Raw genomic sequence first — 22832 nt, 5'->3', positions numbered from 1 at the left:
TATGCATTGGGTCACTGTTACATAGTGAAGACGGCCCTGTCCAGGGCGGAAGCGAGGTCACGAGGGGTTCACCGTCCACTTCGGAGCGTGGCCTGCGCGGGGCGGGCCACGGCGGTTTCATAGTGCTGCGCCAAACGCAAAAGCGCCAGATCCTCGAACGGGCGGCCGAGCAGGTGCAGGCCGACCGGGAGCCCGTTGACGAACCCGCCGGGCGCGCTCAACGCGGGCAGGCCGCAGACGTTGGCGGGGGCCAGCAGCAGAAGTGCGCTCGACAGATCGGCTTCGTCGCTTTCACGGGTCAAATCGGTCGAAAGGTCGCTCAGTCGCGGGGGAATTCCGGACAGCGTGGGGGAGACGAGCGCGGTGAGATCGGCGTCCAGGAAGGCGGCGCGGACGCGGTCTCGGAGATGGGCTCGCGCACGGCGGGCCAGTGTCAGGTGTTCTTCGGTTACGGCACAACCGAGTTCGAGCATGACGCGGGTGCCGGGTTCGAAGTCTTCCGGCCGGTCGGAAAGTGCCGGACCGTGCAGGCGCAACGCGTCCGCCAAACACAAAACGAGCGTGACCGGCAGGGCGAGGCTCAATTCCGGCAGGCTGACGTCGACGATTTCGACGCCGGTGGAAGCCAGTACGTTCACTGCTTCCTTGATCGTCGCCTGCACTTCGGTGGAAACGCCCCAGTCGTGCCAGGCGGCGAAGTCGACGCCGACACGAGGCCGGGTCAACGGCCTGCGCACCGCTGCCGCGATGTCTTCCGGGCCGAGGCCGGCGCGGCTTTTCACCATGCCCTGCAACAGAAGGGCGCAATCAACAGTCGTGCGTGCGATCGGGCCGACCTGGTCGAGCTGCTCGCTGAGGTTCATGATCCCGGCGCCGTCGATCAGCCCGGTCGTCGGCCGCATCCCGACGAGGCTGTTCACCGAGGCGGGATTGCGCACCGAGCCGGAGGTATCGGTACCGAGACATCCCGGTGCCGACCCGACCGCGACCGCGACTCCGGAACCGGCGCTCGACCCGCCTTGGTAGCGGCTCGGATCCCACGGGTTGCGGGTGGGCGGAAAGTTTTGCCCGTAAGCGATTTCGTGCGTGACGGTCTTGCCGAGCAGGATCGCGCCGTTCTCGCGCAGCGTGCGGACGGTCGCCGCGTCGCGATCCGGGACACGCCCGGCATACGCCTTCGAGCCGCCTTCGGTCGGCAGGCCCGCGGTGTCGATGACATCTTTGACGCCGAACGGTATGCCGTGCAGCGGCCCTCGGTGATGTCCCGCTGATATCTCGACGTCCGCCTGCTGGGCGGCTCTCAACGCGCCTTCTCGATCCACATACGCCCAAGCTGATACCTCAGGTTCGGTTTCGGCGAGGCGGTCGAGCACGCTGCTGACATACTCGACCACGCTCAGCTCGCGGGCAGCGATGCGTCTCGCGGCTTCTTCGATCCCGTACTGCCACTTCACTGGGGCCACCTGACGTCGAAGTCGCTGGGGTGTTCGCCGGAGACCGCGCGCAGCTGCTCGATCGCTCCGGCCAGGTTGGCGTGCGCGGCTTCCAATGCGGCGCAATCCTTCGCTAGTACGTCCTCTCCGACGAGCTGGGCGACGGCGGCGAGTTCGGCGTCGTTCATCGGCGGGCCGCCAGGGTGAGCTGTCCGTCGCGGACGACCTGGATGCCGTCGACGAACACGTGCCGCACCTCGCGCAGATCCTCGCTGGCGACCACCACGTCCGCGGCCCTTCCCGGTTGTAACCGCCCGGAATTCGGGGCGAGACCGGGGATGGCGTCGGCGACGTTCGCACTCGCCAGCGCTACCGCGTCGGGCAGGCTGCGGTGGCCGCTGGCGACCAGGTCCGCGACCCCGGCCAGCAGCGGATCGTGCTGCCCGAGGTACCCGTAGTCGGTGGCGAGGAGGTCCACCGCGGTCTCGGCGAACATCCGGTCCCAGTGCTCGCGGGTGCGCACCGTGTGCTGCCGGTGCAGCAGGTCGAACGTGCAGCATTCGAGCAACCAGCCCGCGGACTGCAGCACTAACGCGGTCTCGACGGCTTCGTCGGGGGAGTAGGACGGATGGTTGCTGTGCGTGGCGATCACGCTCGCGCGGAGCTGTTTCCGCGCGAGTTCGACGAGTGGCTTTCCACTGGCTGCCGCGCTGTGCACGAGCGCAGGCACGCCGTACTTCGCCGCCGCCTCGACGCCTTCCCGAAGCCCATCGAGCGCGGCGTGGAAAGACGGCAGTACGGACTCGCGGACCAGCTTCGCTGCCGCCTGCCCGCTGAACCCCGCCAGACCCGCCGCCGTAAGCGCCGCCTTCAACGCAGGTTCGTCCAGCGCGCTGTCGAGACGGGGCCCGAGGACGGCTTCCTTCAGCGTCCGCGCCTGCTCGGCGGAGATAGTCACGCCGGTCTCGCGGTGGATCGCGGCCGGGATGTACTGCAGGTCCTGACCGCCGCCGCCCATCGTCTGCCCGCCGCCGAGCTCGCCGATCGCGATCGCGCCGTCCGCGAGCTGCTTCTCGGCCGACGTCGTCAGGTGCGCCTCGGTCAGCCCCGCGCCATCGGCGGCCTGCGCGGCAGCGATGGCGGACGGCGTGTGCGTGGTCGCGCCTTTGACTTTCACCGCGTGCGCGCGGTCCGCCGTCCGGACTTCGTCCATTGTGGCCAGTCCGCACAGATTGAGGACGGTCGTGGTTCCGGCGAGCAGATGCCGGTCGAGGTTGCCGAGCCAGCCGTTCTCGGGCAGCGCCTCAGCGCCGCTCGGGAAGAGCGGGCCGGGCGTGACGCCGTGCGTGTGGCAGTTGATCAAACCAGGCAGGACAACGCATCCGGCGGCGTCGAGCCGGACGTCGGCGTCTTCGGGCGGTCGCGGGTCGATGTCCCGGATCCGCCCGCCGTCGAGCGTGACGGCGGCTCGGAGCACGTCCGGCCCCGCGATGACTGTTCCCCCGGTGATGACGGTCCGCATGCCGGACGAGTCTACGAGCTTGCTTCAACAAATAGAAGAGTATTCAATATGTCCCTGTGAGCGAACGCGACTTCATCGGGCACGGGGCGGAGCCGCCCGCGGGCACGTGGCCGGGCGGGCGGAAGGTCGCCGTGTCCATTGTGCTCAACATCGAGGACGGCGCAGAACGGCGAACCGCCCGCGGCGACGTCGTGGACGACCTTGGCGCGCACTGGGAGCGGCACCGGGTCGTGCCCGGGCAGCGGAACCTGACCCTGGAGTCAGCCTTCGACTACGGTGCGCGAGCGGGCTTCTGGCGGGTGCTGCGGGCTTTGCGGGAGTTCGAGGCTCCGGTGACCGCGTTCTGCTGCGCCCACGCCCTCACTCCGCCGATCGCGGCCGCGCTGGTGGCGGACGGCCACGAGATCGCCAACCACGGCCTGCGGTGGGACACGCACACCGACCTCTCGCCGTCGGAGGAACTCGCCAAGGTCCAGTCCTCGACGGCCCTTCTGCAGGAGCTGACCGGAGAACGCCCAGCCTGCTGGTACTCGCGGGACGGCATCTCGCCCTGGACCCGCGCTGCTGTCGCCGCGGAGGGATATTCCTACGACTCCAACAGCTTCTGCGACGATCTGCCCTATGTGGACGGTGGGCTGCCGGTCGTTCCGTACGCCGGGGACACGAACGATTCGGGCCTGTTGAGTCAATTCCGGACCGGCCGCGCGTTCGGCGCGTACCTGTGCGACTCGCTCGCGATGCTGCTGGACGACCCTCGCCCCGGCGCGACGGTGCTGAGCGTGGGGCTGCATCCGCGATTGATCGGCCGTCCCGGGTATGTGAACGCGCTACGGACGTTCTTGCGCTACGCGGGAGAGCGGGACGTGTGGGTGGCGCGGCGGGATGAGATCGCCCGCTACTGGCGGGAATCGAACAACTGTCCCCAGCCCTGAAGCTGCTCCGAACCGCCAGCGAGAGCGAGCAGCTGCCACACGGTAGCCGCCGCGCTGTCCACGACCGGAACTCCCAGCCGGGATTCCAGCTCCGGCACCAAATACGCCGCCCGAAGATTCGTCCCGACGCACACGATCGCGTCGGCAGCAGCGGAAGCCGCCGCCGAGACCAGCGTCGAAATCTCCGAGAACGGCAGCCCGGAAATCTCCGGATTCGTCATCGGCCTCGACGGCACCGACCGTGAAACGACCTCGATCCCGGCCGCGCCGTACTCCGCAGCGATAGTGTCCGCAATGGACGAAGGACCGGGAAAAACCAGCCCGACTTTCTTGGCCCCCAACGCTTCCACCGCCGCCACCAGCGCCAGCGAGGCCGTCGTAGCCGCCGCCCCGGTCCGTTCCGCCAGACCGGCGGCCAGCGCCCGGTCGTGCTCCAGTCCGAGCCACGAACCGGAAGTCCCGTGGAACGCGATCGCCGAAATCCCCGCCTCCGCAAGGAGATCCGCGGCGGGGCCGACCAGGGAAGCGTCGATCGCCGCGGCCAGGTCCGCGGGCAGCGGGAAGCGGGAAGCGAACGCTGTCGCCCGGGTGCCGGCCAGCATCGCGGCGGTGAGCGGTTCGGCGTTCGTGTTCGACGACGGCACGATCAGGCCGAGCCGCGTTTCGCCCGGTCGCATCAGTGCACGCGGCCGAGCGACGGGGGAGTGGAGATCGCCAGGATGACCGCGGGCTCCTCGTGTTCGTTGCTCCACCAGTGCGGCGTCGAGGAGTCGTAGCTCATCGTGTCGCCCTCGTTGAGCACGAACGCCTGCCCGCCGATCGTGGCGCGGAGCGTTCCGGACAGCACCACCACGACCTCCTCGCCGGGGTGCGAATGCGGCACGTCCTCGCCGCGGAACCCGGACGGGATGGTCATTTCCAGCACGCCGAGCTTGCGGTCGGTGTTGGGGACGAGCATCTCCTGCACGATGCCGTCGCCGGGCAGTTCCATCCGCAGCCGCTCCTCGCGGCGCACGAGCACCTTCGTCTCGTGCGACTGCTGGCCGAGGAACATGTCGGCCATCGGCACCTCGAGCGCGTTGGCCAGCCGCAGCAGCGTGGCGAACGACGGATTGCCGATGCCGCGCTCGATCTGGCTGATCAGGCCCGCGCTGACGCCCGAGCGCGCGGACAGCTCCTCGACGGTGAACCGGCCGCTGCGGCGCGCCCTGAGCGTCGCGCCGAGGTGGTTCACCCAGTAGTCGCGGTTGTCCTCCGCGGCGGGCGGTTCGGATTGGGCGGATCCCATCTTTGCTTCTCCTCCGGGAGCCGGTCCGCCCGCGGGGCGGATCGTGCGAACGGCGTCATCTTATCAAAAGCTCTTCAGTATGTTGCGACTGGAACCGGACAAGTCGTTGACATAGTGATGTGACTTCAACAAACTGAAGGACATGACCGCACTGCGAGAGGGCCGGGTCTTCCGGCTGGGCGGCTCGATTCCGCTGGACGGCCGGGTGAGCTGGGCTCCCGCCGGCGTCCGCGGGACGCAGCCGCTGAACTGCTACCTCGTCCGCTCGGCGGCGGGCGCGGTGCTGATCGACACCGGCGTCCGCGCGCACGCGGCGAGGATTGTCGCGCAGCTGCGCGAAGTGCTGCCCGCGAACACCCCGCTGGCGGTGGTGCTGACCCGGACCGAAATGGACTGCTGCCTCAACCTCCCGGAGATCGAGGCCGCGTTCCCGGTGACCGCCGTGCACTACACCGGCGGCATCACCGTGCCGGTCGTGGACGCGGCCCGCGAGCGGATCACCGTCGAAGAAGGCCGTCCACTGGAGCTGGAACCGATTCCCGGTGTCTCGCTGCGAATCCACGCGCCGCGCCTGCGCTTGCTGCCGACGCTGTGGCCGTACGACCCGGCGAGCCAAACCCTCTTCACCTCCGATGCCTTCTGCCACAACAGAACCGAAGCCGACGAGGCACCGGACCCAGCGGCCGTCGCAGCGCAGCTGAGAGTCAAGTTTTCCTGGCTGGACCACGCTGACTCCGCGCCAGTGTCGGAAGACCTTCGCGCCGTCTTCGCCGCCGATCCCGTGGAGACCATCGCGCCGGGCCACGGTTTCCCGTTGCTGGGCAAGGAAACCGTCGCCGCGCACGTCGAGGCTGTGCTGAAGGAGATCGACCGATGACCGCTCGCCGGATCGCCGCCGCCACACAGTGGCTGGGCGGCTGCATGCAAGCGATGGCCAGCGACGGCCCGGTCCACTACCACGTGTCCGCCTACCTCGTTTCCGGTTCGACGCGCACTGTCCTGATCGACACCGGCGACCCGCGCCACTGGCCGCTCATCGAGGCTCAATTGGACGAGGCCCTGGCCGGTCGTTCCCTCGACTACCTTCTGCCCACCCACCCCGAACTCCCGCACGCGGGCAATCTCCCGGCGCTCCTCGCGCGCTACCCCGGCGCCGAAGTCGTCGGCGACGTGCGCGACTACCACCTGCACTACCCGGAGTACTCCCACCGCCTGCGCCCGCTCGCCCCCGGCGACCGACTGGACCTCGGCGACCGGCAGCTGGAACTCGCCGAGGCATACATCCAGGACCTGCCGAACACCGTCTGGGCCTACGATCCGGGCGATCGCGTCCTGTACGTCTCGGACGGCTTCTCGTTCGTCCACGACGTCCCGACGCTGCCTTCGATGGGCGACGACGAACCCGGCCACCGCCCCGGCGAATGCCGTTTGCTGTCCACCGAAATGCCCGCCGCGCCGACCGTCGACCAGGCGGCCTACGGCACCGGCCGCGCGCTGTACTGGACGCGATATGTCGACGTCACCGACACGTTCGGCCGGATCGGCGAGTTCCTGGCCGCCCACCCGGCGGATTTCATCGCGCCCGCGCACGGCAACGTGATCGCCGACGTGCCGCGGATGATGAAGACCGCGCTGGCCGCGCATCGGCAGGTGTACGACGCCTACACCAGCGCGTGAGATTGTGGTAAGCAAGCGGGCTATGCGCGGAAAGATGATGCGCGGCCTGGCGGTCGCCGCGATGAGTCTGCTGACCTGTCTCGTCGCCGCCCCGCCGGCGCCGGCCGCACCGGAGCCGAAGGCACCGCCCGAATTCGTCGCCCTGCGCGACGTCGATCCGACCATCGTGCAGGAAATCCGCTACATCACGCCGCACAACTTCACCGGCGCGCCAGTCGACGGCTATCGGCAGCCGATGTGCATCCTGACCCGGGACGCCGCCGTCGCGCTGCACAAGGCGCAGCTGTCGTTCCTGCGCCAGGGCTACACGCTGAAGGTCTACGACTGCTACCGCCCGCAGCGCGCGGTCGACAACTTCGTGCGCTGGGCCGAGGACCTGTCCGACCTGCGGATGAAAGCCGAGTTCTACCCGCGCGTGGAGAAGGACCGGCTCTTCGAGGACGGCTACATCGCGGCGAAATCCGGCCACAGCCGGGGAAGCACGGTCGACCTGACGCTCGTTCGCCTCCCGGCGTTCCCGACGCGGCCGTACCACCCCGGCGAACCGCTGAAGCCTTGCTACGGCCCGAAAGCCGAGCGGTTCCCGGACAACTCCATCGACATGGGCACCGGCTTCGACTGCTTCGACACCCTCGCGCACACGCTCGACCCGCGGATCGTCGGGAAGCAGAAGGCGAACCGGATGCTCCTGCTGCACGGGCTGGAGCGGGCCGGGTTCAAGAACCTGCCCGAGGAATGGTGGCACTACACGTTCCAGCCGGAGACGTTCCCGGACACCTATTTCGACTTCCCGATCTGGCGGAGGTCGTTGCAGTGCCCGGTGGGCTAGGACTGGGGGAGCCGGGCCGCGACGACTCCCGCGACTGATTTCGCGGTGTCGCAGATGGCGGTCAGGTTGCCTTTGTTCGCTTCGCCGGTGACCTCGACCAGCACGACCTCGTCGCGCCGTTCCGGTGTTCCTTCGAGGGACGGGAGTGTCGGCGAGTACGTGCGGTAGACGACGGTGACGTCGCACGTGTCGCCAGCCTTCTCGTGCGGATCGACGTACGCGAGGCGGCCGCCGACGGCAGTGCGGGTCTGGCCGTCCGGCGGGTCCTCGGCGAGCGGCCACTGCCGGTCGTAGTAGAGGTCGACCGACTTCGCGTCGTGCCCCCACGAACAGGCCCAATCCGCGAAATGCCGGTCGACCGGGTAGCCCGGCCCGACGGTCCGGCGGAGCGTGGCGTCGTCGACCAGCGTGCAGGCGTCCGTCCGGGCCAGCGAATCCGGTGGGAACGGCTGGGCACGACGGGTGATCGGGCCGCGGGCCACTCGCGCGTAGGCGTCGCCGACGACCGCGTCCGACATCGCGCACAGCTGCGGCGCGGCGGTGCCGTCGGAGCGGACCGAACTCACCGTGACGACACTGAGATCGGGCAGGGTGAAGGACCGGCGGCACTTCCCGGAGTCGGGATTCGGCCGCTGGATCTCGCCGAGCTTGCCCCGGACCGGCGGCACCTGCGGGTACTCCTCGGGCTCGGACAGTTCGAGGCTGGTCACGATCGTGCCGCCGCCGCTGGGCAGGCTCGTGTTCAGGTCGCAGCGGGCGAACGTGCCGAGATTCGGTTCGAGGAAGACTTTTCCGTACTGGCCCAGGGAATTCACCGACAGCAGCGAACAGGGGTCGGCGGTGTGCGGGTCGCCGACGAGGTCCGGCGACGGCGGTGCGGCGGTCGCGTTCGCGGGCGGTGCGTCGTCGCGGGTGAAGAGGAGAAACCCGGCGGCCAGAAGTACTGCTAAGCCGAGCGCCGCGCCGATGAGCACTGGTCGTTGGGATTTCTTCCTGTGCGGCACCGGCGAACCGCGCAGGAATCCTTCGACTTCGGCCGCAGTCGGGCGTCTTTCCGGTTGACGGCTGAGCATCGCCTGCAACGCGGGCCCGAGCTCGCGAGCGTTGCGCGGCGATTCGGGCGTCCCTTCCGCCGCTCGGCGCAGCTGCGCGAACGGGCCGTTTTCCCCGCTGCCCCAAGGAGAACCGCCCTCGACGGCGGCGAACAGCGTCGCCCCGAGCGAGAAGATATCCGACGCGGCGGTGGCCGCCTCGCCGTTCGCGACCTCCGGCGCGAGGTACCCGGCGGTGCCGCCGACGCGGGCGCTGTCGGTGAGCGTGACCTCGTGACCGCGGGAAATGCCGAGGTCGGCGAGCTTGGCGGTGCCGTCGTCAGCGACCAGGACGTTGCCCGGGGCGAGGTCGCGGTGCACCATGCCGCGTGCGTGCATCGCGGCGAGCGCGGACGCGATCTGCACCCCGACCGCGGCGGCTCGCTCGGGGGTCAGGACGCCGTCGGCGCGCACGATCTCGGCCAGGCTGCGCGCCGGGAGGTACTCCATGACGAGCCACCGGTCGGCGCCGTCGGAAACGGAGTCGTAGACCGCGACGATGTTCGGGTGCTGCAGGGCCGCGCCGAGCCGGGCTTCGCGGCGGATCTGCGGCTCGTCGCCGTCGAGCGACCGTTTGAGCGCGACCGTCCGGCGCAGTTCGAGGTCGCTGGCCCGCCAGACGACACCCATCCCGCCGGCTCCGAGGCGTTCCTCGAGCCGGTAACGCCCGGCGATCACCTGCGGAGCAGCCACGGCGACAGCTTAAAGCGCGCTTTCCCGGACTGCCCTCCGGCCGCTCCTTCAGCCCTCCTTCGCGGCGGACTTCCGCAATCCCCGGCGCACCAGCGGCCAGAACGCCGCGATCACGGCCAGCGACACGATGCTGGTCCACACCTGGGTGCGGGCGGAATCGTCGGTCAGCAGCATGACGACGATGATCGCCACGACGCCGACGACGGTCAGGATGCCGAGCCACGGGTGCAGCCACATCTTGAGCTTCAGCCCGGCGCGTTCCTCGGGCGTCATCTTGTGCCGCATCCGCATCTGGGTGAAGGCGATGAACGAGTACACGAACAGCGCGACCAGGCCCGCGGAGTTCATGATGAAGTCGAAGATGCCGGAGTCCGGCGCGACGAAGTTGACGAAGACCGCGATGTACCCGCCGATCGTGCAGGCCACCACCGCGATGACCGGCACGCCCGCCTTGCTCTTCTTCGCCACCACGCGCGGCGCGAGCCGCTTCTCGGCGAGCGCGGAGAACATCCGTCCGGCGGAATAGAGCCCGGAGTTGAGCACCGAACACGCGGCGGTGAGCACGACCGCGTTCATCACCAGGCCGGCGCCGGGAAGCCCGAACAGCGTGAAGGCGTGCGCGAACGGCCCCTCCTGTTTGGGATTCGGCAGCTGGTTCCAGGGGACGATGGTGACGATCAGCAGCACCCCGCCGACGAAGAACAGCAGGATCCGCCAGATCACCGTGCTGACCGCCTGCCGGACGCCCTTGGCCGGATCCTCGGACTCGGCCGCGGCCATCACCGCGATCTCGGTGCCGAAGTAGGAGAAAATCACGATCGCGACGCCGCTGAGGATCGGCCACCAGCCGTTCGGCGCGAAGCCGCCGTGCTGCCAGAGGTTCGGGATCGAGAAGCTCGCCTTCGGCCAGAGCCCGAACGCGAACAGCGTGCCGACCGCGAGGAACACGACGATCGCGGCGACCTTGATGCTCGCCAGCCAGTACTCGACCTCGCCGAACGACCGCGCGGACACCAGGTTCGTCGTGGTGAAGAACAGCAGCAGCACGACGGAGAACACCCACTGCGGCACGTCCGGGAACCACCCGCCGAGCACCGACCCGCCGACGACCGCCTCGAACGCGATCACGCCGATCCAGTAGTACCAGTACAGCCAGCCGACGAGATACCCCGCCCACTCGCCGAGCCCCACCCGGGCGTACTCCATGAACGACCCGATCGCCGGCCGCGCCGCGGCCATTTCGCCGAGCATCCGCATCGCGAGGAAAACGAGGAGCCCGCCGATGAGGTAGGAGATGACGGCGGCCGGCCCGACTGCGCGCACTACGTTTCCGGAGCCGACGAAGAGGCTGGCTCCGATGATGCCGCCGAGGGCGATCATGGTGATGTGGCGGGAGCGGAGCTTTTTGGGGCCGGTCTTCGGTTCGGCTGGAGTGGTCGCTGTTTTGCTCGCGGGTGACTCTGTTGAGGTCGCCGGGCGTGCAGTTGCCGTTTTGGTGGCGGGCGCTTCCGCCGGGGTCGGTGTGCTTGCGGCCGTTTCGCCCGCACCCTCGGCCGGGGCTGTCTTGCCTCTGGCCGCGTCGGCTGGGGCGGTGTTGCGGGGAGCCGTTTCGGCCGGGATGGCTGTGCGTTCGGCTTCCTCTGCTGGGACTGCCTTGCCTGCGGTGGCATCGCCGGGTGTCGTCGTGCTTGTGGTCGCTTCGCTCGGGGTTGCGTCGCCCGGAGCCGCCGTCCGTTCGGCTGCCTCCGCCGGAGCCGCCTTGCCCGCAGTCGCTTCCCGAGGGGTCGTCGTGCCCGCGGCCGCTTCGCTGGGAGTCGCCTCGTCCGGGCTTCCCTGGCCCTGCCCGGTGATCCGATCAGCCATCGATCGATCTTCCTCTCGTTCGGCCGTGCCGTCCCGCGGTCGCGCCCCCGGCCGACAACGTTGTCGGAACCGGCCGCGGAGCCGGGCCTCGCTGACGCGGGGACAGTGTGCGGCCGCCGGGTCCGTCGAGGCTAGGTGCGAGCGGGTCGGGATGCCGGACGGGACCGTTGTCGATCATCCGAATGGAGCAGCATTGCGCGCCGGGTTTGCCCGGCTGTGCGCAGAGTCGCGCGGAACGGCTCGGGCCGTCAGGGAACGCGCTGCGGAGAGACCGGCGGCTAAGCACAGGCGCGGACGAAGGCGGCCACGGCCGGTGCGGTTTCGTCGCTGCGGTGCAGCAGATGGAAGTCGGTCCTCAGACCGGGTTCGGCCAGCGGCCGGTACACCACGTCCGGCACCGCGGCCCGGTCCACGCCCGCCGGGACCACTGCCAGACCGACCTTCGCGGCGACCAGCGCGAGAACGCTCAGCGTGCTGTCGCCGCGAAACCGGGCCGGCGAGGACGGCGGGTCCGCCCCGCAGCGACGCACTCCGTGCGGCACGAGATCGCCGTCGCCGGTGATGTACTCGATCAGCTCTTCGCCGTCGATCTGCTCGACGGTCAGCGTTTCGTGCTCGGCGAGGGGGTGCCCGGCGGGCAGCGCGACCAGGAACGACACGGAACTCGCCGGGATCGAGGCCAGCCGCGGTTCGTCGGCCGGGGCGGCGAGCGCGCTGAAGCCGACGTCCAGTTCGCCCGCGAGGATCGCGGCGCGCTGCGCCAGCGGCCCGGCTTCCCGCAATTCGATCCGGACGAGCGGCCTGGCCTGATGGAACTCGCCGATCGAGCCGGCGAGGAGGCCGCCGAACACGGCCGCGCCCGCGACGCCGATCCGGACGCTCCCGGTTTCCCCGCGCAGCGCCGACCGCGCGGTGTCCCGCGCCCGTTCGGCCTGCGCGAGCACCTGCCGGGCTTCGACCAGGAACGCTTGGCCCGCCGCGGTGAGCCGGGGGCGTCGCCCGGTGCGGTCGAACAGCGGTCCGCCGAGTTCGTGTTCCAGATCGCGGATCTGCATGCTCAACGTGGGCTGGACGACGTGCAGCCGCCGCGCGGCCGCGCTGAACCCGCCCTCCTCGGCCACCGCGACGAAATAGCGCAGGTGCCGCAGCTCCATCTCCGTCCAGCTCCTGTCAGCGGTACTGATCGATGAATCAGAAACAAGTGTTTGAGCCTATCGCCCGTCAGGTCCATCGTGGAGGGACAGGCCGACGAAGAGGGGCAGCGATGCGGATTGTCACGCTCGAAGAACACTGGACCGACCCGGCGGTGACCGCCGCCGGCATGCCGAGCATGCTCGAACACGTTCCCGGCTACGCGGCGGCGTTCGCCCCGGACACCGGGATGCCGTACCCGCGGCACCCGGATCTCCTGGCGGACCTCGGTTCCGCCCGGATCGCCGACATGGACCGCCACGGCATCACCACCCAGGTCCTGTCGCTGGTGAACACCTTTCTGCCCGCGGCCGTCGCACCGGAACTGACCGCGGCGGCGAACGACACCATGGCCAAGGCGGTCGAGGCGTTTCCGGGCCGGTTCGCCGCGTTCGCGACCCTGCCGACCGCCGTGCCCGGCGCCGCGGCGGACGAGCTGCGCCGGTGCGTCGGCGAACTGGGCTTCGTCGGCGCCATGATCATGGGGCGCACCGACGGCGAATTCCTCGACCAGCCGCGGTTCGATCCGATTCTGCGCGCCGCGAGCGACCTGTCGGTGCCGATCTACCTGCACCCGGCCCCGCCTCCGGCGCCGGTCAGCGAGGCCAGCTACGCCGGCGGGCTCTCGCCCGCGGTCTCCGGGGCTCTCCGGCTCGCCGCGTGGGGCTGGCACCAGGAGACGGCGGTGCATTTCCTGCACCTGGTGCTGACCGGGGTGCTCGACCGCTGTCCCGGCCTGCAGTTCGTGCTCGGCCATTGGGGCGAGTTCATCCCGTTCTACCTCGACCGGCTCGACGAGGCCATGCCGAGGCGGATGACCGGGCTCGACCGGACTTTCCGCGAGTACTTCCGGGACAACGTGTTCATCACCCCCAGCGGCATGTTCAGCCAGGCCCAGCTGCGGTATTGCGCGGACACCGTCGGCGCGGACCGGATCATCCATTCCGTGGATTTCCCGATGCTCGGCAACGAGGGCGCCGTGGCGTTCCTGACCGAATCGCATCTTTCCGCCGAGGACCAGGAAAAGATCGCCCACCGCAATGCCGACGAACTGCTCGGCCTGGCCTGATCCAGCGGCGTCTCAGTGCGGCTGAGAGAGGTCTCCGGGGCGGAAGGCGTCCGCTGTGGTGCTCACTGGAGTGTCGAGTTCGGACTTGTGCTCGCGCGGATAAACCCAGCGCAGCGACGCCGTCGACCCCGCTCCGGTAAATCCTCGCTCGTAGAAGATCTTGCCGTCGCTTTGGTAGCCGGAAATCGTGTAGTGGTCGCCTTCGGCCTTGCGATAGGTCACTCGGCCGCCGTTTGCTTCTGCTTCGGACGCCGCGGCGGCCAGTGCGGCCGCGGTGGTCCGGCCGCCGGAATTGGTGCCCCATACGGTGAGGGTCGCGTCGAGGCCGGTGTTGGTGAACGTCATTCCGTCGCCGTTGTCCGGGCTGTAGGACGCGGCGGTGTAGCCCTGCGGAACGCGTGTGGTGAAGCCGAATCGCCGGTTGGTGTAGGTGTTGCCGACCGCTGGGGAAGACGAGGCCGGTAGCGTAGGTGACGGGGAAGCTGTTGGGGCGCCGAGCATTGTCACGAACTTCGGCTGCAGCAGATCGGAGATTTCGGCGTACGGAACAGTCACGGTTTCTTTCCCCGCCGCCGTGACGCAGCCGAGGTCGTACCACAGGATTTCGAATTCGGCCCCGGCCTTGGTGAATCCGATCGAGGTCCCCGGAACGTGCCCGCGCGCCGGGACCCGGTCGGCGGCGTCGATGGTGGTCTTCCGCCCGTTTTCGTCGACGGACGCCAGTTGGCAGAAACCGTTCCTGGTGTGCGGTTCGACGCGGTCGGTGAGCGTTTTCATTCCGGCCGCGGTCAGCACCTCGGGGCGGAACATGTCCTGGGGGCCGACCGGATTCCCGGTGCCGAGGTCGACGGTGACGGTTTCCGGGAACCGCCACGTCGTGTGCCACAGCACTTTCGAGTCGAGATCGTGGTCGTAGCGCACGGAAAGCAGGCTCGGGGTCTGCAGGAGGATCCGCGCGGTCGATCGCGCGGCGGGCGTTTCCCCGGCCTCGGTGAACTGCTGCTGCCAGTCCGGATTGGACCGTGCGTCGCGGATGGCCTTCAGCCGCTTGTCGATCGGGGCGCGCAAAGCGTCGTTGATGCGTTTCCGCACGGCGGCGTCCGGCCCGCCGGACACTTGCGGATACTGGAGGCTGTAGGTGATCGGGAGGGCTTGGTCGCGGCCGGAATCAGTCTGGATCGCCACCGTGAGCGCCGCGGGCGCGGGCGGGTCGTCCTGGCGATTGAAGACCAGGATTCCGCCGGTGACCAGTGCGCCGACGACCACCAGCACGGCGATGACCTTGCCGACGATCACCGCGGTCGCGCCCGCTCCGGTGCCCGTGGCAGGCACTCCCGCCGCCACGGCGCCGGCACCGGCCCCGATCGGCGCGGCGGCCGTGCCAGCCGTGGTCAGGAGGGCCAACGGCGTGAGCGCGGTCAGGGCGGCGGCCGAGGCGGCCAGCCGCTTCCAGCCGCGTTTCTCCCAGTCCTTTCCGTAAGCCTTGCGCGCGACGGTCTCCAATTCGGCGACGAAAGCGTCCGCTGTGGACGGTCGCCACGCCGGATCCTTCGCCATGCCGCGCGCGATCAGCGGACGCAGTTCCTCGGGCACCGTGTCGAGCGGCACGGGTGCCATCTGGTGCAGCGAGCGCAGTTCGTCGGCGGTGGTCCCCTCGAACGGCTGGTGTCCGGTGATGCATTGGTAGAACACGCAGGTCGCGGCGTACACGTCGGTGGCAGGCATGCCCGGCTGCCCGGCCCACTGCTCCGGTGCCATGTACGACGGGGAACCGGCGGTCAGTCCGTTTTGTCCGTCCAAAGTGGCCAGTCCAAAGTCGACCAGCTTCGACTGGCCTTCCCGTGACACCAGGACGTTTCCCGGTTTGTAATCGCGATGGACGACTCCGGCGGCGTGTGCGTCGGCGAGTCCGAGCAGCGAACCTTTGAGAATGGCCAACGCGGATTCGGGGGCGAGAATGTTCTCCGTCGCCAGGAGCGCGCGCAGGGAGACGCCGGGCACGGCCTCCATCACCAGCGCCGCGCCCTGCGGCGTCTCGACGAAGTCGAACAGTTGCACGACATGCGGGCTTCGGACGCCGGACAGCAGCCACGCCTCGCGACGGAACCCAGCCGCGATGTCCGGGTCGGCGAGGTACTCGGCGAGGAGGTATTTGATCGCCGCCATGCGGCCGGATTGCTGATGCTTGGCCAGCACGACGCGCCCGAAACCGCCGACGCCGAGCACGTCGACCTCGGTGAACCCGGGCACCTGCCAGGTTTCGCTCATCCCCGCCGCTTCCCCTCTCCCCGCGGGCCCGCCCGCCGGTTCCGCGAGATCGTACTCCGGAAATGTGGCATCGGGTGTGGAGTTGTCACATTTGTGCCTCGGTCGTGGGAAGCGCAGGGCCTGGATCGCCTTGGTCCGGTTTTGGCGGATCGGGGCTTGCGTTCGTCAGTTTTGTGCTTCGGCGGACGGGCGCATTCCGTGCCGGGCCAGCGGCTGACGTTGGGCAGGGGGAGGCGTCACCTTGGTGATTCGGCCGAGGGGTTCAGCAGGCGGATTCCCTGTTCGGTGGTGCGGTACAGGACCTCGCGACCGGATCGCCGTCCGGAGACCAGGCCGCTGTCGCGCAGGACTCGGAGGTGTTGCGAAACCGCGCTCGGCGAGACGCGGAGGGTTTCGGCGAGGTCGGTGGTCGTGGCGGGGGAGCGCAGCGTCTCCAGGAGTTCGGCCCGACGTCGGCCCAGCAGGCGGACCGCGGGTTCGGCGGGACGGCGTCCGGCGGCTGTCCACACTGCACCGCTGCCTCGGGCCGGGTAGCGGATCGTGGTCTGGGTGGTGGTGTGCAGTTTGATCATCACCCACGGCGGACCGAGCACGACCGGCGACAGCACCAACCCGCCGGAAGGGCGGCCGGGCGAGGGACGGTGGTCGCCGTCGAGAGTGAGCCGGCTGCCGGACCAGTTCAGCTCGGCGTGCAGGTCGGCGAAGAGATGGGCCGCGCCGCCGTCGGCCCATTGCTTGGCGCGGTAAGCGATGTCGGCGTCGAGAACGGCGCGCAGCCGGGCCCAGTGCGGTGCGATCAGGCGGTCGTGTGCCTGGCGGAGTTCTTCGGCGATCGCGCGCAGCCCGGCAGCGGGATCGGCGGCGAGTGCCCGGGCGGGGCCGGGCAGGCGGTCGCCGAACACGCCGTGCAGGCTGCGCCGAACCTGGCGCGCGGTGGTCCGGCACATCGCGGCCAGCGCCTCGTCGATCGTGCTCGCCGCACGGTCCGGTGCGGGCAGCAGGAACTGCGGCCAGCTGGTCCGGCCGGTGACGAGCAACGGCCACGTCCAGGCCAGATCCAGCGGACGGCCGGCGAGTTCGCTCGCGGCCCAGCGGGTCCAGCGCCCGTGGCGAGTCCGGCCCCAGCAGCCGGCCAGGGTCTGCAGGCCGGAGACCGTCTCGGACAACGGCGAGACGGCGAGCCTGGTGGCGGCCAGGTCGGCGGTGCTCAGGTCGAGGGTCAGCGGCACGTCGCGATTATGCGTCACTTGGCGGTCGGCGAGGCGGGATCGGCGGGTTTGTCGACTCAGGCGGGGGAGGGCGCGGCGTGCGGTGGTTGTTGGGCGGGGAGCGGCTGGTTTGGTTGAGCTCGGTGGTGGTTTGCTGGTTTTCGTTTGGTTGGGCGGTCAGCCGCCCTCGGTGGTTGTCGGGTAGGGAGCCGTTGTTCAGGCATCAGCGGCGGGCTGGCCGAACCATCGGGCGAGGTGGTCGTTGAGGTCCTGCTGGTCCTCGCCGATCCACGCGATATATCCGTCCGGGCGCAGCAGGACGGCCGGAGCGTCCAGGGTCGCGGCGGGGTCCGCGATGAGGTCGACGCGGTCGGCCCAGCCTTCGACGTTCAGTCGCTCCGTGCGGTCGAGCACCAGGCCTCGGCCCTGATGGAGGCGGTCGTAGAGGCGGCCTTGTTTCAGGGCGAGGTCGGGGAGGCGGCGGCCCAGCAGGTCGGGGCCTTCGCCGAAGTCGTAGCGGATGTCGATCGCGGTGATCTTCCCGAGCAGGCGGCGGTTGACCTCGTCGAAGTCCATCAGCTCGGCGAGCAGCCTGCGCACGGCCCGCGGCCCGGCTTCGGCGGACGACAGTTCCATTTGGGCGCGGGTGTTGTCGAGGACGTCCGCGGCGACCGGATGGCGTTCGGCCTGGTAGGTGTCCAGCAGGGGAGCCGGGGCCCAGCCGCGGACCTGCGCGGCCAGTTTCCAGCCGAGGTTGAACGCGTCTTGGACGCCAAGGTTGAGGCCCTGTCCGCCGGTGGGCGGGTGGATGTGCGCGGCGTCGCCGGCCAGCAGCACCCGGTCGACGCGGTAGCGCTCGGCCAGGCGGGTGGCGTCGCCGAAGCGGGACAGCCAGTGCGGGGAGTGGACGCCGAAGTCGGTTCCGGCGATGGCGTGCAGTCGCTGCTTGAAGTCCTCGAGAACGGGCGGTTCCGCGCTGATTCCCGCGGCCGGGACCACTACTCGGTAGATGCCCTCGCCTACCGGGCTCAGCATGAACCGCTTGTCGATCTCGCGGACCTCGGCGACCTTGGCGGCGATCTCCTCCTGCGGCGCGGTCGCGGGCATCTCGCCCATCAGGGTTTCGGTCCGCGAGGGTTCGCCGGGGAAGCCGACGCCGAGCAGCTTGCGCACGGTGCTGCGCGCGCCGTCGCAGCCGACGAGGTAGCGCGACCGCAGACGTTCGCCGTCGGCCAGTTCGACGGTGACCCCGTCCTCGTCCTGGTCGAAACCGGCGACTGCGCAGCCGTGCCGGACTTCCGCGCCCAGCTCGATCGCGTGGTCTTCGAGCAGGCGGACGACGACTGGCTGCGGGATGCCAAGCAGGTACGCGGATTCGAGGCCTTCGGGGGCGGGTTTGGGGATCCCGGCGAAGATGCCGCCGACCGGACGTTGCCGTCCGCGTTCGAGGACGCGCTCCAGCAGTCCGCGCATCGCGAGCTGTTCGAGGCTGCGGATGTGCAGGCTGACGATGCGGGCGAGCGGGAGCGGCTCGGTTTCCTTCTCCAGCACGAGGACCCGCACGCCGTGCAGCCGAAGCTCGGCGGCGAGCGTCGCGCCGGTGGGGCCGCAGCCGGAGATGATGACGTCGATCATGAACCACCTGTTCGGTCGGTTTTTTGTGGTGCGGTGTGGCTGATTGATGGGTGTCGGGCCGCTGTGCGCGGAGCCGAGGCGGGGGTGGTTGCCGCCTGGCTTGCTGCGGTTCGCGCGGCTGCCCTGTGCCCGGGTGGTGTTTGGCCAGCCGAGGTGCGGCTGGTCGGCACCTGCTCGGCTGCGGGGCGGGCGGCGGTTGTGCGTTGGCTCGTGACGTGCCTGCCTCTCGCACGTCTCGCCGCAGTTCGCCCGGCTGCTGCTGACTTTGCTGTGGTGTGTCTGGCTGGGGTTCGTCGAGCCGCTGCTGACTCTGCTGCGGTATGCCTGGCTGCGGTTCGCCGAGCCGTCGCCCTCTCAGCCGGGGTGCGCCCAGCTGACGTCGCGTGCCCGGATGCCGGTCCGACCGCCGCGCGACCAACCGCGGTGCATCCAGCCGTCGTGCGTCGACGTCGGCAGGTGCGGACGCGGGCGGGCACGCAGGGCTGATTCCGGATTCGCGCAGGACTTGGCATCGGCGGGTCAGTCTGCGGCGCCGGGGAACCCGCGGCAAGCGAAATACAACGACGGCACAACCACGAAACATTCGATGTAGCTCCAGCCTACATGATGGCGAACACATGTTCGAGTCAGGAACCATCCCCCACATGAAGGAATCCGACTCCCGCGCCAGGCTCCCCGCCTCGTACTGGCGGTTGTGGTGGGCCTCGGCGGTGGACAACGTCGGCGACGGGGTTTTCGCGGCCGCCGTTCCGCTGCTCACCATCACGATCACGCGCGATCCGGTGCTGGTTTCGGTCGTCTCGGCGGCGACGTACCTGCCCTGGCTCCTGCTCTCCCTGCCCGCGGGCGCGCTCGTGGACCGGCGCGATCGCGTCGGCTTGTTGTGGCGGTCGCAAGCCGTGCAGGCGGCGATCGTCGCGGTGGCCGCCGCGATGATCTGGCTGGGGCGGATCGACATCGCGGGCCTCGCGGCCATGGGATTCGCGCTCAGTGCGTGCGAGGTCGTGTTCGCCAACGCGTCGCTCGCGGTGTTGCCGGATCTTGTCGCGGAGGCGCAGCTGCATCGGGCGAACGGCAGTCAGTACGCGATCGCCAATGCCGGGCAGTTGTTCGTCGGGCCGCCGATCGGCAGCCTGCTGTTCGCGGGCGCGGCGGCGTTGCCGTTCGGTGTGGACGCGGTGTCGTTCGCCGTGTCTGCCGTGTTGCTGGCGACCCTCCCGAGGCGTCCGTTGCCGCAGGTCGCGCAGCCGCCGATTCGGGTCGCGGTGGTGGAGGGGGTGCGCTGGCTCGGGCGGCATCGGCTGTTGCGCGCGTTGGCGGGGCTGCTGGCGGTGAACACGTTCTGCTACCAGCTCGGGAACGTGACGGTGGTGCTGCTCGCGACGCAGATCCTGCACGTCGGCGAGCGCGGTTACGGCGTGCTGCTCGCGGGGGCGGCGGCCGGGAGTGTGCTCGGCGGGATGGTCAACGCGCGGGTCGTGGCGAAAATCGGGGCGCTGCAAGCGTTGCTGGCCGCCTTGGTCGCCAACGCGGTGATCTTCGTGCTCATCGGGGCCAGTCCGAATGCGGTCGTTCTCGGGGTACTGCTGGGGATTAACGGGTTCGCCACGACGCTCTGGAGCGTGGTCACGGTCAGCCTGCGCCAGCAGGCGGCGCCGACGGAACTGCGCGGGCGGGTGCACAGTGTCTACCGGATGCTGGGCTGGGGACTGATGCCGCTGGGATCGCTGGCGGGCGGGATGGTCGCGGACGTGCTCGGCATCCGGGCGGCGTATCCGGTGGCGGGGGCGGTGCGGGGGATCGCGTTGGTCGTCGCATTGCCGGTGCTTCTTCGGGCGATGCGGAACGGGCGATCGTCCGGGTGACGGGTGGGAAAAGCGACGGAAATGTCCTCAGTGGATGTCACCCGGGCTGATCGTCAATGACCGGGCAACCGGCCGTATGGTTTTCTTTACTGTCCTTCTTGGAATAGTCCTCTTATTGGCAGTCTGCCGACAGCGGGCATTTCCTCCGGGTCCTCAAGAAGGCGGTTCCGCTGTTCGGCTATTGGTCGCGGAGAAGCTGCAACGTTTCGCTCGGCGGCGGCGACTGTGCGGGCGGAGGTGCTTGTGACGGAATCGGCGGAGGCAGTGCGCACTCGAGCGGGACCGAAACACCGCAGGCGCGGGTTGCCTGGCGGTAAGTGCTACTGCCGTCGCGCGCCATTCGTGTGGCGGTCTGCCGGGAACGAATTCCGCGAGTCGGGGAGCCGCCGGAATCTTCCGGTGATCGGGTGAGGTTTAGCGGGCGGATTCCCTGATTCCGTGAGATCGACTTGTCGCGCTACCTGTCCGGGGGCGTTATCGGCGAAGGCGGGCGGTGATCTTTTCCCGTGCTGGCACCGGAGTCGGGCGCGCGGCGGCGATGTTGCTGCGGTCGGGGTAACGGCGACCGCTGTTGGCACCAGTTCTTTGGTGGCGATCGCCGTTCCGGCGGCCTCGGGAAAGGCGGGTTTACGCTGGTCGGCGCAACGGGAATCGGTGCCGTGCGCGGGAGGAAGATCCGCCGAATGCGAAGGCTGATCTTCCGGTTATCTGTGTTCGCCCCGAGGTGTGAGTCCGTTGTTCATATTTTAGAATGGTCTCGGCAATGTGTGACGCAGGGTGCGAAGCGGGGTATGCGGGAGTCCTTCGTTTGGCGGTTGCTGGAGTGCAACCGTGCTAGGCAGGGTATGGATTCCAGCGCGGGTTTGGGCTCGATGGCGTCCGCGTTGTGCTGGGGCTAGTGCCGCGCGAGCAGGGGGCAATTCCTCGTGCGGCTCCTACGAGTATTCGAAAGGTCTGGTCATGCACTCCCGGAAAGAAAGATTCGAAGTCCCGAGACCGCGCCCGGTGCCCGGCGTGGGCTGTGCGGACCGGCTGGCCGCCGTGCTCCCGCGGCTGACCGCCCGGCATCGGGTGCCGGGAGCGCAGGTCGCGGTCTGGGCCGGCGGCGAGACCGCAGTGGTCCAGACCGGTGTCGCGAGCCGCGGCCGGCCGATGCGGGAGAGCTCGCGCGTGCCGATCGGCTCAGTCACCAAGGTGGCGACCGCGACGCTGGCGATGATGCTCGTCTCGGACGGCGATCTCGAGCTGGACCAGCCGGTCGGCGAGATCCTCGGCGATCCGGCCCTTCCCGGCTCGCTGACCCTGCGCGGGCTGCTGAGCCACACCAGCGGGCTGCCCTCGGACCCGGCCGACGCCGCCGGGTCCTGCCGGAAGGAAGTGCGGGCCGCGGAGTTCGTCTGCGAGCCGGGGACCGCGTTCTCCTATTCCAACCTCGGCTACGCGCTGGCCGGCGAGCTGATCGAAGACGTCACCGGGATGCGCTGGCGTCACGCGGTCGAGTCGATCCTGTTGCGGCCCTTGGAGATCGAGCCCGTTTACGTCGACAGCCCTGGCATCGCGACCGGGCACGCGCGCGACGGCGAGCGTCCGCTCGCGCAGGTGCTGCCGCCGATGCTGGACCCGGCGGGCGCGCTCGCGCTCAGCGCCCGCGACCTCGTCGCGCTCGGGCGGGTCCACCTCGGCAAACCGGGGCTGCTCGACGTCGTGACAGCGAGTGACCTGCACCGGCCGGTGCCGGGCGCGGAACCGTTCGGCCTCGCGGACGGCTGGGGGCTGGGGCTGGCCTGCTTCGGGGACGAGGAATCCCGCTGGCTCGGACACGACGGAACGGCCGACGGCACCTCGTGTCACCTGCGGATCGACCAGGCCGGCGCCTGCGTGCTCGCGCTGACCGCCAACGGGGCCGGGGGCACCGACCTCTGGCACGACCTGGTCGGCGAACTGCCGGAATTCGGTCTCCCGCCCCAGCGCGTCCAGATTGCGGAATCCTGCCCGATTCCCATGCCGGACGGCGATTTCGGCAGTTTCCGCAACGGCGCCATCGGGTACACGATCCGTCCGGACGCCGTAGGCGGCGCGTGTCTCGACGTGGACGGCGACGTCTTCCCCGAACTGGCCCGGTACGCCGACGGCACGTTCACCGTCCGCGATCCGGCGACCGGCCGCGCCACCCCGTGCGGGCGGTTCCGCGGCGAGCCCGGCGCGGCGACCGCCGTCGAAATCGGCGGCCGGCTCGCGCGGCGGTGCTGAGCAGCTCCCCGAACTCCT

Annotated in this window: 18 protein-coding genes; 7 read left to right on the top strand and 11 right to left on the bottom strand. The window is 69.6% G+C overall.

Annotated features, from left to right (window positions below):
* Positions 1–68: 68 nt before the first annotated feature.
* From AB5I40_RS08895 to AB5I40_RS08885, 3 genes are read right to left on the bottom strand one after another with little or no spacing between them, the layout of a single operon-like run.
* The gene (locus AB5I40_RS08895; RefSeq protein ID WP_370937962.1) at positions 69–1454 is read right to left on the bottom strand and encodes an amidase; all 1386 of its coding nucleotides are present in this window, start codon (positions 1452–1454) and stop codon (positions 69–71) included.
* Complete coding sequence (locus AB5I40_RS08890; protein WP_370937961.1) at positions 1451–1621, bottom strand: hypothetical protein; 171 nt, start codon at positions 1619–1621, stop codon at positions 1451–1453. The genes AB5I40_RS08895 and AB5I40_RS08890 overlap by 4 nt, the downstream gene beginning before the upstream one ends.
* Positions 1618–2955, bottom strand: a complete 1338-nt coding sequence (locus AB5I40_RS08885) for an amidohydrolase family protein (RefSeq protein ID WP_370937960.1) — start codon at positions 2953–2955, stop codon at positions 1618–1620. The genes AB5I40_RS08890 and AB5I40_RS08885 overlap by 4 nt, the downstream gene beginning before the upstream one ends.
* Positions 2956–3011: 56 nt before the next feature.
* On the opposite strand from AB5I40_RS08885, the gene AB5I40_RS08880 reads away from it, so the two are divergent.
* The gene (locus tag AB5I40_RS08880) at positions 3012–3887 is read left to right on the top strand and encodes a polysaccharide deacetylase family protein (RefSeq protein ID WP_370937959.1); all 876 of its coding nucleotides are present in this window, start codon (positions 3012–3014) and stop codon (positions 3885–3887) included.
* Here the strand turns inward: AB5I40_RS08880 and AB5I40_RS08875 are convergent.
* Positions 3851–4564: a hypothetical protein gene (locus AB5I40_RS08875; protein ID WP_370937958.1), complete on the bottom strand. Its 714-nt coding sequence runs from the start codon at positions 4562–4564 to the stop codon at positions 3851–3853. The two genes, AB5I40_RS08880 and AB5I40_RS08875, sit on opposite strands and share 37 nt — an antisense overlap.
* Positions 4564–5175, bottom strand: a complete 612-nt coding sequence (locus tag AB5I40_RS08870) for a helix-turn-helix domain-containing protein (protein WP_370937957.1) — start codon at positions 5173–5175, stop codon at positions 4564–4566. Before AB5I40_RS08870 ends, AB5I40_RS08875 begins: the two co-directional genes overlap by 1 nt.
* Positions 5176–5317: 142 nt before the next feature.
* Between AB5I40_RS08870 and AB5I40_RS08865 the strand changes: the two genes are divergently transcribed.
* Genes AB5I40_RS08865 through AB5I40_RS08855 form a run of 3 tightly spaced genes read left to right on the top strand, consistent with a single transcriptional unit; the run spans position 5318 to position 7681 of the window.
* Complete coding sequence (locus AB5I40_RS08865; RefSeq protein ID WP_370937956.1) at positions 5318–6052, top strand: MBL fold metallo-hydrolase; 735 nt, start codon at positions 5318–5320, stop codon at positions 6050–6052.
* Positions 6049–6852 carry an MBL fold metallo-hydrolase gene (locus AB5I40_RS08860; protein ID WP_370937955.1) on the top strand — a complete coding sequence of 268 codons (804 nt, stop codon included), beginning with the start codon at positions 6049–6051 and terminating at the stop codon, positions 6850–6852. The genes AB5I40_RS08865 and AB5I40_RS08860 overlap by 4 nt, the downstream gene beginning before the upstream one ends.
* A gap of 22 nt (positions 6853–6874) precedes the next feature.
* Positions 6875–7681: a M15 family metallopeptidase gene (locus tag AB5I40_RS08855; RefSeq protein WP_370937954.1), complete on the top strand. Its 807-nt coding sequence runs from the start codon at positions 6875–6877 to the stop codon at positions 7679–7681.
* On the opposite strand, the gene AB5I40_RS08850 is transcribed toward AB5I40_RS08855, so the two are convergent.
* The 3 genes from AB5I40_RS08850 to AB5I40_RS08840 all read right to left on the bottom strand — a co-directional run bounded on the left by AB5I40_RS08850 (position 7678) and on the right by AB5I40_RS08840 (position 12482).
* The gene (locus AB5I40_RS08850; protein WP_370937953.1) at positions 7678–9465 is read right to left on the bottom strand and encodes a serine/threonine-protein kinase; all 1788 of its coding nucleotides are present in this window, start codon (positions 9463–9465) and stop codon (positions 7678–7680) included. The two genes, AB5I40_RS08855 and AB5I40_RS08850, sit on opposite strands and share 4 nt — an antisense overlap.
* Positions 9466–9513: 48 nt before the next feature.
* On the bottom strand, positions 9514–10851 hold the full coding sequence (locus AB5I40_RS08845; RefSeq protein ID WP_370940478.1) for an amino acid permease: 1338 nt from the start codon (positions 10849–10851) through the stop codon (positions 9514–9516).
* A 755-nt stretch (positions 10852–11606) separates the two neighbouring features.
* A complete protein-coding gene (locus tag AB5I40_RS08840) occupies positions 11607–12482 on the bottom strand; it encodes a LysR family transcriptional regulator (protein ID WP_370937952.1) in 876 nt (291 codons plus the stop codon).
* Positions 12483–12592: 110 nt separating this feature from the next.
* Here AB5I40_RS08840 and AB5I40_RS08835 point away from each other — a divergent pair, with 110 nt between their 5' ends.
* The gene (locus AB5I40_RS08835) at positions 12593–13588 is read left to right on the top strand and encodes an amidohydrolase family protein (protein WP_370937951.1); all 996 of its coding nucleotides are present in this window, start codon (positions 12593–12595) and stop codon (positions 13586–13588) included.
* 12 nt (positions 13589–13600) lie between these two features.
* Here AB5I40_RS08835 and AB5I40_RS08830 read toward each other — a convergent pair whose 3' ends face one another.
* From AB5I40_RS08830 to AB5I40_RS08820, 3 genes are all read right to left on the bottom strand, one after another.
* Positions 13601–15856: a protein kinase gene (locus AB5I40_RS08830; RefSeq protein ID WP_370937950.1), complete on the bottom strand. Its 2256-nt coding sequence runs from the start codon at positions 15854–15856 to the stop codon at positions 13601–13603.
* Positions 15857–16092: 236 nt separating this feature from the next.
* On the bottom strand, positions 16093–17085 hold the full coding sequence (locus AB5I40_RS08825) for an ArsR/SmtB family transcription factor (RefSeq protein ID WP_370937949.1): 993 nt from the start codon (positions 17083–17085) through the stop codon (positions 16093–16095).
* A gap of 195 nt (positions 17086–17280) precedes the next feature.
* A complete protein-coding gene (locus tag AB5I40_RS08820) occupies positions 17281–18699 on the bottom strand; it encodes an FAD-dependent monooxygenase (protein ID WP_370937948.1) in 1419 nt (472 codons plus the stop codon).
* 644 nt (positions 18700–19343) lie between these two features.
* Between AB5I40_RS08820 and AB5I40_RS08815 the strand changes: the two genes are divergently transcribed.
* On the top strand, positions 19344–20564 hold the full coding sequence (locus tag AB5I40_RS08815) for an MFS transporter (protein WP_370937947.1): 1221 nt from the start codon (positions 19344–19346) through the stop codon (positions 20562–20564).
* A 1005-nt stretch (positions 20565–21569) separates the two neighbouring features.
* Positions 21570–22814 (top strand): serine hydrolase domain-containing protein, encoded by a 1245-nt coding sequence (locus AB5I40_RS08810; protein WP_370937946.1) that lies wholly within the window; start codon positions 21570–21572, stop codon positions 22812–22814.
* Positions 22815–22832: the final 18 nt, after the last annotated feature.

Source organism: Amycolatopsis sp. cg13 (genome assembly GCF_041346965.1).
Taxonomy (GTDB): Bacteria; Actinomycetota; Actinomycetes; order Mycobacteriales; family Pseudonocardiaceae; genus Amycolatopsis.
This window is presented reverse-complemented; position numbering and strand designations above follow the sequence as displayed.